The organism is Streptomyces sp. CBMA152, assembly GCF_014596475.1.
In the GTDB taxonomy this organism is placed as follows: Bacteria; Actinomycetota; Actinomycetes; order Streptomycetales; family Streptomycetaceae; genus Streptomyces.
In genome coordinates this window covers 273,827-288,968 of record NZ_MECJ01000028.1, presented here as the reverse complement: position 1 = coordinate 288,968, position 15,142 = coordinate 273,827, and the positions used below count along the sequence as shown (strand labels likewise).

Here is a 15,142-nt window from a genome sequence, read left to right as displayed (position 1 = left end):
CTCAGACCCCCCGGACGTGTTCGGGGTGCGGCGCGCTGACGTTGTCGTTCTGCAGCGCCTCCGGGATGTCCATCTCCGTCTCGACCCGCTGGAGGACGGTTCCGGTGCGCTCGTCGGTGATCGTGAACCGGACGCGGTGGGTGCCCGCGCAGTGCGGGGTGAAGGTGAACTCGGCCTGGTGGGCGGGGTTCCTGGACGGCCGGACGAGTGCGGTCGGGGGGTCGAGGGTGGCGGGGGTGAGGGGGGTTGCGGTGGCTTGCAGCCAGGGGGTGTCGGTGTCTGTGGCTTCGGTGGACCAGGGGTGGGCGGGGCCGGGGGTGAGGGTTAGGCGGATGCGGTGGGGTTGGGTGTCGTCGAGGAGTGTTAGGCGGACTTGGCAGTGGGTGGGGGCGGGGGGCAGACGCTTCAGCAGGGTGACGGGCCGGTCCCATGTGCCGGAGGTGACGGTGTCGCGGGCGATACGGGGGAGAGGGCGCGGGGCACGCGGTTGCCCGGGGCCGCGCCCCTCGTGGGCGGCGAGCCTCGTGCGGGCCGTGAGGTGGGCCGGGTACTTCGCATCGCACAGCGCTCTCAGTGCGGCCGGGCCCGACCCCTCAGGCGGTGGATACCCGATGTACTCGGCCCATAGCCATCCGCTCCGGTCGCCGATCTCTTCGAAATACCGTTGGGCCGTGCGCACAAGGGTGAGTCCGTCTTCCGTGTAGCGATCGAGATGGCCCTCTTGCGCCCACAACGCCAGCTCCAGCTCTGTCCAGGCGGCACCGTGCGGGCAAGGGCATTCGCTGAACAGCCGGGCAGCCGCGGTCAGATGGGCCACCGCCTGTTCGGGGTCGCGGGTGAGTACGCCCAGGTGGTGCTCGGCCCACGCCTCGCCCAGGGAGTCCTTCACGTGCCGGAAGCCGAGCCGTGCCGTGGTCAGGATCAGCTTGGCCCGATGCATGTTGGCGCGGTCGGCGAACACCAGCGCCAACCAGTACTGCGTCCATGCCACGCCCCGTGCATCCCCTGCGGCCCGATGCAGCGCGATAGCCTCGTCCCACTGATGCCGGAGCAGCGTCGCCCTCTCGTCGCTCAGGTGGTTCGCCCGCAACTGCAGCGTGGCGACCCAGGCGCGCCCGCGTGCGTCGTCCACCTTCGAGAAGGTCCGGGACACCGAACCCAGCACCATGACGCATCGGGCCGCGTCGCCGCGCAGCAGGTGCAACCGTGCCGCGTGCAGGTCGTTCCAGGCCGCCCCGTGGTGGTCGTTCGCCATGATGTGGGCGGTCCGGGCCATGCGCAGGGCGGCGTCGGCCTCGTCGGCCCGGCCCAGGTCGATCAGGACAGCTCCCCGGGCGGTGAGAGCCGCCCTCTGGTATTGCATCGCTCGGCTGGTATCGGCTGAATCCATCAAGTCCAGTCGTGCGACGGCGAGTTCCAGTTGTCCGAGCTGGCGCAGGGTCACCGCCTGCACGACGAGGGATTCCGGGTCCGAGTCTTCGCCGAGCCGGTCGAGTGCCGCCAGGGGATCGCCCGTGTCGCGGGCGGACACCGCCAGCGGAACGCGCAGGTCCTCCAGTACGACGGGTTCTCCCCTGGCCGCGTGGGCCAGGGCCGCCAGTTCATGGTGCTCACCGCGCATCACCAGCAGACGGCTCAGCCGCTCCAGCAGCAGGCGGCGGGCGAGTGGGGACCGGACGGCCGCATTGACGTACTCGTCGAGGGAACCGGCGGGCAGGGACAGCAGGCGTTGGTTCATGGCTCGGTAGGCGGTGTCGAGCGTGGCCCTGCCTGGCCCCGAGAGCTGTCCCTCGTTCGGAGGCCGGTCCCGTACGACCGAGTGTAGGACGTGCAACCCCTCCCGCACCGGCTCGACGAGCCCCGCGCGGACCAGTTCCGCGACGGCCTCGTCGGCGTCACTGTTCCGTGCGAGGACGGCGTGGGGCATCAACTCGCGGGCGGTCTTGAGGCTGAACTCGGGTGCTGGATACATCCGTAGTACGTCGAGAAGTGCCCGGGCCCCTATTGGCAGTTCGTTCAGCCGCCGTGTCCTCTCTGTCCCGGCCTCGGAGCCGGCCTTCACAAAGCCCACAGCGTGGCGGTGGGGCCGCTCGTGCCCCTCCCACCAGCTCTCGTCCCGCGTGGTGATCACGACGGTGACCGGGATGCCGGGGTGGAGGAGGCTCAGGAACTCCGCGCCCCACTCCCGCGACGGAACGTCATCCAATACGAGTACGGCGGCTCCGCCGAACAGACTCGTAAGCCGCAGCCGTACCACCTCGGCCTCCGGCACGAGCCCCCCCACCGGCACCCAACAAGCCGGCACCCCCAGCTCCTCCGCCGCCTCCCGCGCCACCCGCACGGCCAGCGCCGACTTCCCCACGCCCGCCGCACCGCACAGAACCAGCGCACGCGGGACCGGGGCGGAGGCACCCGCGCCCTGCACCACGACCTCCCGTAACTCCCCAACCTCCCCCTCCCGCCCCGAAAACGGCACAGGATCCGGCGGCAGCGGGCGCGGTCCCCGGCTCACCGCGCCGCCCCCACCGGCACCCCCATGACCTCCCGGGAGTGTCGTGTCGGGACCATGCCGAGGAGCCACGCCTGCCAGCCGTCCTCCAGCTCGATGCCGCGCTCCAGCATCAGGGCGTACGCCTCCGCGCAGTCCTCCAGTTTGCTGTCGCGGGTGGCGTGGCGGGCGCGGATCAGTTGGGAGAGTTCCTCCTGGGCGACCGCCGCGCCGATCTCCGAGCCGCCCGCCGAGGCGTACGGGAGGAGGGTGCAGCGCAGGAAGCGGGCCCAGTCGCCGCCTCGTAGGTCGCCGTAGGAGGCGAAGAGCTCCACCGCCTCGTCGCACAGGGAAAGTGCCTGCGGGGCGCGGTTGTTGCCCGCGTCGATCAGGGCGAGTTCGAGGCACGTCCAGGCTTCGCCGTGGGCCACGCCGATGCGGTGGAAGTCGGCGCGGGCGTCGACCAGGAGCTGGCGGGCGAAGCCGGAGTTGCGCAGGTTGCCCGTCTGGGCGGCGCGCTGGTCCCTCGTCACGCGGCCGGAGTGGTGGCGGGCGCAGGCGAGGCCGTACACGTCCCGCATGCGGGAGAACATCGTGCGGGCGCGCTCCAGTTCGCGGACCGCCTGGTCGCGGTCGCCGCGCTCTTCCAGGGCCTGGCCCAGGTAGTACAGCGTCCACGCCTCGCCGCGCGCGTCCTCCTGTTCGCGGTGGCGCGAGAGCGCCTGGCGCAGCTGGTCGACGGCCACCGACGGGTCGCCGTCGACGAGGCGGGCGCGGGCCAGCTGAGTGAGCGCCCAGGCCACGCCGCGGCCGTCGCGGGTGCGCCCGTACAGGTCGAGCGCCGTGCGCAACTCGTCCTCCGCGCGCGGCACATCGCCCATCCGCAGACACACCTGGCCCAGCTGGAAGTGGGACCAGGCCTCGCCGTGCAGCGACTCGCCCTCGCGGTGCAGGGCGAGCGCGGTGTCGAGGAGAGTCAGCGCCTGGGCGAGGTCGGCGCGGTCGCGCTCGACGGCCGCGAGCGCGTGCAGCGACCACGCCCGGTCCTCGTCCTGCTCGGGCGCGGACTGGAGGGCGATCGCCTCGCGCAGCTTCGCGGCCGCCTCGGTGAGGTTGCCCTGGTGGTGCAGGGTGATGCCGAGCGAGCAGAGCGCGAGCGCCGCGCCCGCGTCGTTCTGCGCCTCGCGGTAAAGGCCGACGACGGACGACAGGGTCGTACGGGCCTTGTCGAGCTCGCCCAGCTGGCGGGCCGCGATGCCGGTGCGCCAGCGCACCGAGCGTTCGAGCAGTCCCTGGTCGACGGCCTGCGACAGTTCGCTGATCTCGCCCAGGCGGTAGAGGTCGCCGCGCAGCAGGCAGTAGTCGCAGAGCGCGCCCAGGAGGTTGAGCACCGCCTGCTGGTCGACGCCCTCCACCCCGCGCAGCGCGGCCGTGATGAAGCTCGACTCGTCGTCGAGCCAGCGCAGCGCCGCGTCCAGCGAGGTGAAGCCGTGGCTGCCGAACTGCCCGGCGCGGGTGGAGAGTTTGCCGTCGACCATACGGATCACCGCGTCGGCGAGCTCCGCGTAGTTCTGGATCAGCCGTTCCTGCGCGGCCGTGCGCTCGGCGGGCTCCTCCTCGTCCAGCAGCCTGGCCTGCGCGAACGCCCGTACGGTGTCGTGGAGGCGGAAGCGGTCGGCGCGGACGCGGTCGATCAGGCCCGTCTCCGCGAGCGCGGACAGGAGCTGGCCCGCCTCCGCCTCGCTCGTGGCCAGCAGCGCTGCTGCCGCAGCCGCGCCCAGCGAGGCCCGGCCCGCCAGCGCGAGCCGCCGCAGCAGCTTGCGGGCGGACTCGCTCTGGTCGGTGTAGCGCAGCTACAGCGCGCGCTCGACGGGCGCCACCGGCCCGTACGCCCCGAGGTCGGCGGCGAGCGCCCGCGCGTCCCGGGGGCCGAGCGAGGAGCCCGCGATGCGCAGCGCGAGCGGCAGTCCGCCGCACAACTCCCGTACGAGCAGGGCGGCTTCGGCGTCGTACGGCTCCTTGGGCTCGTCCTGGGTCGCCTCCCGCAGCAGCTCCTCGGCGCCCGCCTCGTCCAGCGGCTCGACGGGCAGCTGGTGCACCCAGGCGGGGAAGTCGGCGGGCAGCTCAAGGGGCCCGGCGGCGGTCACCAGGACCAAACTGTCGGACCGCTCGGGCACCAGCGTGCGCACCTGCTCGGCGTCCGAGGCGTCGTCCAGGACGACCGTGACCGGCAGGCCCGTCAGATGCTGGTGGTAGAGCTCGGCCAGTCGGCGTACCTGCTGGTCGGCCGAGGAACGCTCGCGGAACAGCAGCTGTTCGCGGGGTGCGCCCAGGCGGTTGAGCAGATGCAGCAGCGCGTCCCGGGTGGGCAGCGGTGCCTCGCCGCCCCCGCCGCCGCGCAGATCGACCAGGCACGCGCCCCGGAACTGGTCCCTCAGCTCATGCGTGGCCCGTACGGCGAGCGTGGTGCGGCCCGCGCCCGCCGGGCCGTGCAGCACCACGACCACCGGCCGGGTCTCGGTCGCGGCGCGCGCCGAGTGCACCCACTGGGCGATCCGGGTGATCTCCGCGCGGCGGCCCGCGAACGGCCCCTGCGGCTCGGGGAGATGGGCGAACGACTGCTCCAGGACCGAGCGCCGCCTCGCCGCCGCGCTCTTGTCCGTGCCACGCAGCTGCGTCGGTACGGACGTGGCCGTCTTCTTGCTCGTACGGGTCGTCGGCGTCACCATCCGCTGCTGGTCCAGGAACGGCCGGATGCCCCGGACGTCCAGGGCCGTCAGCCACTGGAGGCGCAACTGTTCGGCGCCGCCGGGGCGGCCGAGCTCGCCTGCGCGGCGGTGCGCGGCAGGCCAGTGCGCTGCGGTCACCCGTACGACGGTGGTCGCGGCCCCGGCGACGGCGACGGCGGCCGCAGCGCCCGCGGCGGGTCCCGCGCCCGTGCCGAGCCCCGTGTCGGCGAGGCCCGCGGCGACGGCCGCGACCCCGGTCACCCAGAAGGCCGTTCCCGCCTTCTCCTTCGCGAACCGCGCGCCGAGCGTCAGCTGCCCGGCCGCGCCTTCGTCCAGCGCCGAGGTGTACGCGGCGTACTCCTCGGCGGCGCTCTCCGCCAGCGCGTCGAGCGCGGCCCGCCCCCGTGTCAGGAGCGCGTTGGCGTCCGCTCTGCCGCCGGAGCGCCGTACTTCCTCCTCGACGGCGCGTACCAACAGCCGCTCGGCCTCCGCCCGATGGCCGTCCCGCATATGGGTCCCCCTCCAGGAGCGATCTGGTGCTGGTCGAGTCCGTGTCGCGGCTCAAGTGTCCTGCCTGCCGCGCGTCGGCGCGAGGGAGTCGGCGGATCATTCCCCGGGTGGGGGAGTATGGGCCCATGCCGAACCGCCTGGCCCATGAGACGTCCCCGTATCTGCTCCAGCACGCCGAGAACCCCGTCGACTGGTGGCCCTGGTCGCCCGAGGCGTTCGCGAAGGCGCGCGAGCGCGGGGTCCCGGTGCTGCTCAGCGTCGGGTACAGCAGCTGCCACTGGTGCCATGTGATGGCCCATGAGTCGTTCGAGGACGAGGCGACGGCCGCGTATCTCAACGAGAACTTCGTGAACGTGAAGGTCGACCGGGAGGAGCGCCCGGACGTCGACGCCGTCTACATGGAGGCGGTGCAGGCGGCGACCGGCCAGGGCGGCTGGCCGATGACCGTCTTTTTGACGGCGGACGCCGAACCGTTCTACTTCGGCACCTACTTCCCGCCCGACCCCCGCCACGGCATGCCGTCGTTCCGGCAGGTCCTGGAAGGGGTGAACGCTGCCTGGACCGACCGGCGCGAGGAGGTCGGCGAGGTCGCGGTGAGGGTCGTACGGGATCTGTCCGAGCGCGAGCTGAGCTACGGCGGGGACGCCGGGGTGCCCGGTGAGGAGGAGCTGGCGGGCGCGCTGCTCGGGCTCACCCGCGACTACGACGAGCGGCACGGCGGCTTCGGCGGCGCGCCCAAGTTCCCGCCGTCGATGACCTTGGAGTTCCTGCTGCGCCACCATGCCCGTACGGGTGCGGAGGGCGCGCTCCAGATGGCCGCCGACACCTGTGAGCGGATGGCGCGCGGCGGTATCTACGACCAGCTCGGCGGCGGTTTCGCGCGCTACTCGGTGGACCGCGAGTGGGTGGTCCCGCACTTCGAGAAGATGCTGTACGACAACGCGCTGCTGTGCCGGGTGTACGCGCACCTGTGGCGCGCCACCGGCTCGGACCTCGCCCGCCGGGTCGCCCTGGAGACCGCCGACTTCATGGTCCGCGAGCTGCGCACCGCCGAGGGCGGCTACGCCTCGGCCCTCGACGCGGACAGCGACGACGGCAGCGGGCGGCATGTGGAGGGCGCGTTCTATGTGTGGACGCCCGCGCAGCTGGCCGAAGTCCTCGGCGAGCGCGAGGGCGAGGCGGCCGCGCGCCACTACGGCGTGACCGAGGAGGGCACCTTCGAGGAGGGCGCCTCGGTCCTCCAACTCCCGCAGGACGGCGGCCTGTTGGAGGCGGGTGTACGCGACCGGCTCTTCGCGGCCCGCGAGGCGCGGCCCCGCCCGGGCCGGGACGACAAGGTGGTCGCGGCCTGGAACGGTCTGGCGATTGCCGCGCTCGCCGAGACGGGCGCCTACTTCGACCGGCCGGACCTGGTGGAGCGCGCCACCGAGGCGGCGGACCTGCTGGTGCGGGTGCACTTCGACGTGTCGGGTGGCCGCGCGCGTCTGGCCCGTACGTCCAAGGACGGCAAGGTCGGCGCGAACGCAGGCGTCCTGGAGGACTACGCGGACGTCGCCGAGGGCTTCCTGGCGCTGGCCGGGGTGACCGGCGAGGGTGCCTGGCTGGAGTTCTCGGGCTTCCTGCTGGACATCGTCCTGGACCAGTTCAGGGGCGACGGCGGGGCGCTGTACGACACGGCGCACGACGCGGAGCCGCTGATCCGGCGGCCGCAGGACCCGACGGACAGCGCGACCCCGTCCGGCTGGACGGCGGCGGCCTCCGCCCTGCTCTCGTACGCGGCGCACACCGGCTCGTCGGCCCATCGCGCCGCCGCCGAGGGCGCGTTGGGGGTGGTGAAGGCGCTGGGGCCGCGCGCCCCGCGGTTCATCGGCTGGGGTCTGGCGACCGCCGAGGCCCTGCTCGACGGCCCCCGCGAGGTCGCCGTGGTGGGCCCGCCCGGGGGCGAGCTGCACCGGGCCGCGCTGCTCGGCAACGCCCCGGGCGCGGTGGTGGCGGTGGGGCTGCCCAAGGACGCGTCCGAGTTCCCCCTGCTCGCCGATCGCCCGCTGGTCAACGGTGAGGCGGCGGCGTATGTGTGCCGGCACTTCACGTGCGATGCGCCGGTTACGGGGGTTGAGGCGTTGCGGGACGCGCTGCGTTAAGGGCGGGTTTTCGGCTGCGGACCGTGCGTGGCTGGTCGCGCAGTTCCCCGCGCCCCTTCAGGGGTGCGGGGAACCGAACAGCTCGACTAGTTGTCGTTCTTGAAGATGCCGATGTAGTACCAGTCACCCCGGTCCGGCGCCATCCACGCCGGGACCATCTCGTCCTGCGAGCCCAGCCAGCTGCCGCCGCTCTTGCCGCAGGTCTTGTCGGTCCACTTGCTGAAGTGCATGTAGTCACGCCACCACCAGCCGGGCATCCGGGTCTCGTAACCCGACGTGACCAGGCACGCGGTGGCGGGCGCGCCGTGCTGGTCGTTGCCCTGGATCTTGATCGACTCGACCCGGCGGGTCTGGTCGTCGATGACGATCTGCTGTCCGTCGGTACCGGCGAACGCGGTCCCGCCCGTGGCGGCGAGGCCCGCGACGGTCATCACGCCGGTCGCCGTGGCTACGGCGAACTTCTTGCCCATACCCATGAGTTGTCCCCCTAGATCGTAAATGATCACTTGCAGGGGGAGATATTACGACAGGTCAGAGCGTGGCTTGTACATGCCGAGTGGTGCGTTTCCGTCGGCTATGATCACCGCACCATCGGCAGTCGACGGGGGAAGCCGACGCCGAGGTGATGCGGGGAATTCTGCCCACGCGCGCCGCTGTGACCACCCTGCCCGCATGGGCAGTTGAGCCGCGCCCGTAAGCCGGCATGCCTTCCGCCATCAGGATTCACGCACCCCCGAGTCCCGAGCCCCGCTCATCAGAAAGAGAAACATGGCGGACGACAAGGTCCTTGCTGCCCAGAGATGGGTCAACGCCACCTACGTGAACGTTCCCGGCTATGTGAAGTGCCCCGAAGACGGGCACACCGGCTGGTCGACGATGTTCTCGCTGACCATGGCGCTCCAGTCGGAGCTGGCGATGGGCCCGCTGATGGCGAGCTTCGGCCCGGGCACGCTCTCCGAGCTGGCCAAGCGCGGCGACATCGGCCCGAACGAGTCGAACACCAACATCAAGAAGATCGTCGAGCACGCCCTGTTCTGCAAGGGCTACTGGGGCGGCGACGGCACCGGCTCGTACGGCGCCGCCACCGACAAGTCGGTGCGCAACCTCAAGAACGACGCCGGTGTCGACGCCTCGAACGGCCTCGTCTCGCCGAAGGTCTTCAAGGCGCTCCTGAGCATGGACGCCTACGTCTCGGTCACGGGCGGCACCGACACCGTCCGCGAGGTCCAGCGCTGGCTCAACAGCCGCTACGTCGGCCGGTCGTCGTTCTTCATCGGCCCCGCCGACGGCGTCTACTCGCGCGATGTGCAGAAGTCGCTGATGAAGGCGATCCAGTACGAGCTCGGCATACCCGACGAGCAGGCGACCGGCGCGTTCGGTCCCGGCACCCAGGCGGGTCTGAAGAACCACGTGGTGAAGCAGGGCGACACGGGCATCTTCGTCCAGCTCTTCTCCGCCGCGTGCGTCTTCAACTCCCCGGTCGTCAAGGGCACCTCCAACGTCGCCACCACGTTCCGGAGCACCTTCGACTCCAAGCTCACGGAGTTCGTCAAGATCTTCCAGGAGTTCTCGGAGCTGGACACCCGGGACGGCCGGGGCGACTTCCGCACCTGGGCGCAGCTGCTGGTCTCCACCGGTGACCCGGACCGCTCCACCCTGGGGTGCGACACCCGATTCCGGATCACCCGCCCGCGAGCGGACGCCCTGTACAAGGCGGGCTACCGCTATGTCGGCCGCTACCTGTTCGACCCGCCGGGCAGCACGCTCGACAAGAACATCAAGGACGGCGAGCTCGACGACATCTTCGCCGCCGGTCTGCGCGTCTTCCCGATCTACCAGGACAACGCCCGGCGCCTGGTCGACTTCACGTACGAGCAGGGCTTCAACCACGCGCTGAACGCCCACTCGCACGCGGAGCAGTACGGCTTCAACCGGGGCACGGTCATCTACTTCGCGGTCGACTACGACGCGACGGCGGACGAGATCACCTCCAACATCGTCCCCTACTTCCAGGGGATCAAGGCGGGCCTCGCCAACAAGGGCGCGTACTACGTCCACGGCGTCTACGGCTCGCGCAACGTCTGCACGCAGGTCAGCCAGCACGCGGACGCCGCGTACTCCTTCGTGTCCGGCATGTCCTGGGGCTTCTCCGGCAACCTCGGCTTCCCGCTGCCGCCGAACTGGGCGTTCAACCAGATCAAGGAGTTCAGGTTCAGCTCCGGCGGTGACACGTTCGACCTCGACAACGACGCGCACCGCCAGAACAGCGACGAGGGGCAGGACTCGGTCCGCAAGACCGTGAACCCGGCCGACGACTTCATCAAGTACCTCGAAGTCGTCTTCCCGCTGGCGGTGCAGTACACGAACACCAAGGCGGGTGACCCGAACCGGCTCACCATGGAGTACGCCCGGCACAAGGCGTACGGCGGTTTCCAGTGGGGGACGCTGATCGGCTCTCCCGACGACGACTTCATCAAGTTCGCCGACAGCCACGGCGCCCACGTCTTCGACGGGTTCAAGGACCCGGTCACCGGGGTCACGGTGGGTGCCGAGCACCTGCTGGCCACGGCCAACGGCCACTACGTCAAGCCCCAGTCGAGCAGCAACATCCGCCAGGTCGGCGCGGGTGACGTCGCGGGCTGGGGCGGCGACCTCATGACGCTCTACGGCGAGTGGCAGCGCGACATCAAGGCCTACCCGTCCGCCGGGTCCTACGTCCACGCGAAGTTCGCGAAGATCGGCGTGCAGTCCACGTTCCCGCTGGACGACCTCATCGAGGACGCGGACGGCTATCTGATCGCCCGGCGGGTGGAGCAGGGCGGGCAGTTCCTGGACGTGGCGCGCGAGCACTACGGCAAGGGCGAGCGCGACATGGGCGCCCTGACCCGCTTCCGGGACTTCTTCGAGATGCGGTTCGGCGGCAGCGTGGACAATGTCGCGGCCATGGCCAAGGGCATGCTCACGATGTTCAGTGACCCGGTCATCTCGGCCGGTCGCTGGTACCTCATCACGCAGATCGCACCCCACGCCACGATGCCCCTCGATCTTCCGGAGGCGCAGCTGAAGGAGTTCTGCCAGGCCTTCGCCGACGAGCTCCACGACCGCGTCATGCAGGAAGCGAACGCGAGGGGGCTGTAGCCCGTTTTGGGGTGCGGTCTCTTTGCGGCTGCGGGCCGGTGGGGGCTGGTCGCGCAGTTCCCCGCGCCCCTGTAGGCCGTCCCGGAATGCTCCTGCCTCCGTCAGTCTTGAAAGGAATCCTTTATTCATGCGTGATGTCATACCGCCCGCCATACGGCTCGACCGGCGCCGCTTCCTGTTCGCCGGGCTCGGTGTTGCCGGTGGGGCCGTGCTCGCCTCCGGTGGGATGGCCACAACTGCCGTCGCCGCTACGCCCGTTGCTCCCCGGAACGCCCAGTGGGGCAAGAGCACCAGCGCCAACGGGTGGCCCGTGCTCGCCCACGCCCCGGCGCACCGCGTCGAGGGCACCGGCGGGGTCCACTTCGACGCCGTCGACGGCGACGTCGCCACCGTGCTGACGCACGTCGTGCGGCGGTTCCACTACGAGATCGACACGCTCGGCGCGGGCGAGGTCGGCGGGCACACCACCTCGCGCACCGTCGCGGCCGCGTACGAGAGCAACTACCTCTCGGGCACCGCGATCGCGATCCGGCCGCTGCTCTACCCGGCGCGGGCGCAGGGCGGGTTCTTCCCGCACGAGCTCGTCGTGATCCGCGACATCCTGGCCGACCTGGAGGGTGTCGTGAAGTGGGGCGGCGACCTGACGCCGGCCAAGGAGTCGCACTTCCAGATCGACGTGAAGCCGGGTGACGCGGCGCTGCGCCGGGTCGCGGCGAAGCTGCGGGGCTGGGAGCTCACGCCCGGCGAGGGCGCGGGCACCATCGAGGCCACCGCCCCGGCCCGGATGAAGGCGGCCAAGGCCCTGGCGGCCCGCCAGCGCTGAGGGCGACAAAAGCGATGGCCGGGCCCGACCTTCGGCGGAAGGTCGGGCCCGGCCTCGTCACATGCCGCCCAGGGCCCGGCCTCGTCACATGCCGTCCCGTACGGTGTCGAGCGCCCGGTTCACCAGGTCCACCAGGTCGTCCTCGTGGTCGTGTTCGGCCCAGTACACCGTCGTCTCGTGGAGCGCGCCCAGGACCGCCATCGAGTAGACCCGCACCTCCAGGTCCGCCGCGCCCCGCCCGGTCCGTTCCGCCAGCACCTCGCAGACCATCCCGCAGGTCACCGAGATCGACTGCATCATCCGGGCCCGCAGCACGGGGACCTCGACCAGCAGCCGGGTGCGCTGGTACATCTCCTCGGGGTCGTGCTCCAGGGCGAGCCGGACCCCCATGAGGACGACGTGCCGCAGGGATTCCAGGACCGGCTCGTCCGCCGGGCGCGCCCGCAGTTCGGCGACCATGAGCGGGTCGAACTCGTCCGTGAGGACGATGTCCTCCTTGGTCGGGAAGTAGCGGAACACCGTCGAGGGGGAGACCTCGGCCGCCTCCGCGATCTGCTCGACCGTCGTCGCCTCGTACCCCTGTGAGGCGATCAGCTCGTACGTGGCGCGCCGGATCGCGATGCGGGTCTTGAGCTTCTTGCGTTCGCGCAGGCCCAGCTGCGGCTGCAGGTCCTCGGCGAGCGAGTCGAGGGACTTGGGTGTACGTGCGGTGGCGGGCATGTCGACATTCTCCGGCATCCGTCGACGTTCTCAGGCATCCACTGCGGTCGGCACCACGTCGTCCTCCGGCTGGCCGGAAGGCGCCGCCGGGTTCCTGAGCAGGGCCGCAGCGAGCAGCGCGGTGATCACCGCCGCCACGCCGCAGACCAGCAGCACCATGTCCATGCCGTGGACGTAGGCCGAGTCGGCGGAGGTGGCGAGCCGCCCGTCGTGGAGTTTGGCGGCGACCAGATGCGCCGCCACCACCGAGTCCCCGGCCCTGTCGGCCGCGGCCCCGGGCAGCCCGGCCACATCGAGGCGGTCCGCGAAGATCCCCGCGAGCAGCGAGCCGAGCAGGGCGATACCGATCGCGCTGCCCACCTGACGTACCGTCATCAGCAGCCCGGAGCCGCTGCCCGCGCGGTCCGGCGGCAGGGTCGCCAGCGCCGCCGTCATCGCGGGCACCATGGCGAAGCCGAAGCCGACGCCGGTGATCGTCAGCCACAGCGCCGTGAAGCCGTAACCGCTGTCCACGGTCGTACGAGCGCCGAGGAACGCGGCGAAGGCGAGGACGGCAAGACCGGCGGTGATCGCGCCGCGCGCCCCGAACCGCCGCACCACCGGCTCGCTGCCCTTGGCCGCGACCATCAGCCCGGCCATCAGCGGCATCATCCGCACCCCGGTGCCGAACGCGTCGTTGCCGAGGACCGCCTGGAGGTACTGCGGCAGCACGAACATCAGGCCGGACAGGATGAACATCACCAGCGTCGCGGCCAGGGTGTTGAGCAGGAACGGGCGGTGTCCGAGCAGCTTCATGTCCAGCATCGGACGCGCCGCGCGCCGCTCCCGTACGACCAGGCCCGCGATCAGCACCACGCCGGCGGCCAGCGTCGCGAGCACCACCGAGTCGCCCCAGCCGCGCGTCGGGGCCTCGATGATGCCGTAGATCAGCGAGCCGAGTCCGGCGGCGGTGAGCGCGGTCGAGACGGCGTCGACGCGGGGAGCCGACGGGTCGCGGGTCTCCGGGAGCAGCAGCGCGCAGGCCGTGATGCCGATGGCGACCATGGGCACGTTGACCAGGAAGACCGAGCCCCACCAGAAGTGGTCGAGCAGGAAGCCGCCCACCAGCGGGCCGAGCGGCAGGCCGAGCGCGGAGGCGGCGGTGACGATGCCCATCGCCTTGGTGCGCTCCTCGGTCGGGAAGAGCGTCGGCAGGACGGCCATGGCGAGCGGCATGACGAGCGCGCCGCCGATGCCCATGACCGCGCGGGCCGCGATGACCGCGCCGACGCTGGTGGTGAGCGAGCCGATGAGCGAGCCCGCGAGGAAGATCCCGAGCCCGGTGATCAGCATCTTGCGGCGGCCGAACCGGTCGCCGAGGAGTCCCGCCGGGAGCATCAGGGCGGCGAAGACGACGACATAGGCGTCGGCCATCCACTGCTGCTGGCCGGTGGTGGCGCCGAGCTGCTGGGCCATGGTCGGCAGCGCGACATTGAGGATCGTCATGTCGAAGCCGAGCACCAGCATGCTCGCGACCATCGCCCCGAGCGCCCACCAGCGCCGTGGATCGGGACCTGACGCCTGGGTCATGGCACACCTCCGTAAGAGTTACCGTCAAGTGACAGTAACTCTCAAAAAGTAGCTCGCGTCAAGAAATTATCCGTGCTGGTACGCCACCAGGGAGATGCCGACGTAGTGCACGACGAACGCGGCGAGGGTGAGGGAGTGGAACACCTCGTGGAAGCCGAACCAGCGAGGGGAGGGGTTGGGACGCTTGATGCCGTAGATCACGCCGCCCGCGCTGTAGAGCAGCCCGCCGACGACGACCAGGACGAGCACCGCGATGCCGCCGGTGCGCATGAAGTCGGGCAGGAAGAAGACCGCCGCCCAGCCCATGGCTATGTAGCAGGGCGTGTACAGCCAGCGCGGCGCGCCGACCCAGAAGACCCGGAACGCTATCCCCGCGGCCGCCGCCGCCCACACCGCCCACAGCAGTACCCGGCCGGTGGAGTCCGGGAGCAGCAGCAGGGTGAGCGGGGTGTAGGTGCCCGCGATGATCAGGAAGATGTTGGCGTGGTCGAGTCGGCGCAGGATGGCCTCGCCGCGTGGCCCCCAGTCGCCCCGGTGGTAGAGCGCGCTGACGCCGAAGAGCAGACAGGCGGTCAGGACGTAGATCCCGCAGGCGATGCGCCCCCGGGTCGAGTGGGCGAGCGCGGTCAGCACCAGGCCCGAGATGATCACCGCCGGGAACATCCCGGCGTGCAGCCACCCTCGCAGCTTGGGCTTCTGAGGCCTCGTCGGCGCGAGGTCCGTCACCTGATCAGTCATGTCCCGCATGCTACCTACGCCTCCGTAAGTTACGGATAGGTGCGGCCCGTAACCGTATGCCCTCGCCGTGTCGGCCCCTTACGCCCGTCAGATGCCCCCGAGGTGAACAATGAGTGGCGATGCTCACGTGAGAGTGCCTCTGGACATATGGGCGAGTGGCACGGATGATCAGATGAGTGCGGTCGGCACCGGATGAGCGCCAGGGAACACCGAAGCGTCCGGGTCGCAGCCCCCACGGGGCAACGAACGAAGAGACCCTCACAAGGGAATCACCGAACCCTCTACA

At 71.1% G+C, this 15,142-nt stretch carries 8 protein-coding genes and 1 pseudogene; 3 read left to right on the top strand and 6 right to left on the bottom strand.

The annotated features are described in order from the left end of the window. Nucleotide 1 precedes the first annotated feature (1 nt). Both BG418_RS24790 and BG418_RS24785 read right to left on the bottom strand, forming a co-directional pair. A complete protein-coding gene (locus BG418_RS24790) occupies nt 2-2,425 on the bottom strand; it encodes a hypothetical protein (protein ID WP_223185351.1) in 2,424 nt (807 codons plus the stop codon). Nucleotides 2,426-2,508: 83 nt separating this feature from the next. Next, nucleotides 2,509-5,727: pseudogene (locus tag BG418_RS24785) on the bottom strand (tetratricopeptide repeat protein). Nucleotides 5,728-5,852: 125 nt separating this feature from the next. Here BG418_RS24785 and BG418_RS24780 point away from each other — a divergent pair. Then, a complete protein-coding gene (locus tag BG418_RS24780; RefSeq protein WP_188276183.1) occupies nt 5,853-7,868 on the top strand; it encodes a thioredoxin domain-containing protein in 2,016 nt (671 codons plus the stop codon). An 86-nt stretch (nt 7,869-7,954) separates the two neighbouring features. Here the strand turns inward: BG418_RS24780 and BG418_RS24775 are convergent, their stop codons facing one another. After that, nucleotides 7,955-8,344, bottom strand: coding sequence for a hypothetical protein (locus BG418_RS24775; protein ID WP_188276182.1), 390 nt, complete (start codon nt 8,342-8,344; stop codon nt 7,955-7,957). A 292-nt stretch (nt 8,345-8,636) separates the two neighbouring features. Here BG418_RS24775 and BG418_RS24770 point away from each other — a divergent pair, with 292 nt between their 5' ends. Together BG418_RS24770 and BG418_RS24765 are read left to right on the top strand one after the other, a co-directional pair. Further along, complete coding sequence (locus BG418_RS24770) at nt 8,637-11,006, top strand: glycoside hydrolase domain-containing protein (RefSeq protein WP_188276181.1); 2,370 nt, start codon at nt 8,637-8,639, stop codon at nt 11,004-11,006. Nucleotides 11,007-11,133: 127 nt separating this feature from the next. After that, nucleotides 11,134-11,829, top strand: a complete 696-nt coding sequence (locus BG418_RS24765; RefSeq protein ID WP_188276180.1) for a hypothetical protein — start codon at nt 11,134-11,136, stop codon at nt 11,827-11,829. 84 nt (nt 11,830-11,913) lie between these two features. On the opposite strand, the gene BG418_RS24760 is transcribed toward BG418_RS24765, so the two are convergent. The 3 genes from BG418_RS24760 to BG418_RS24750 form a co-directional block, all read right to left on the bottom strand. After that, a complete protein-coding gene (locus BG418_RS24760) occupies nt 11,914-12,549 on the bottom strand; it encodes a TetR/AcrR family transcriptional regulator (RefSeq protein ID WP_188276179.1) in 636 nt (211 codons plus the stop codon). A gap of 30 nt (nt 12,550-12,579) precedes the next feature. Then, entirely contained in the window at nt 12,580-14,118 is a 1,539-nt protein-coding gene (locus tag BG418_RS24755; protein ID WP_188276178.1) for an MFS transporter, read from the bottom strand. 66 nt (nt 14,119-14,184) lie between these two features. After that, on the bottom strand, nt 14,185-14,856 hold the full coding sequence (locus BG418_RS24750) for a hemolysin III family protein (RefSeq protein ID WP_399000131.1): 672 nt from the start codon (nt 14,854-14,856) through the stop codon (nt 14,185-14,187). Nucleotides 14,857-15,142: the final 286 nt, after the last annotated feature.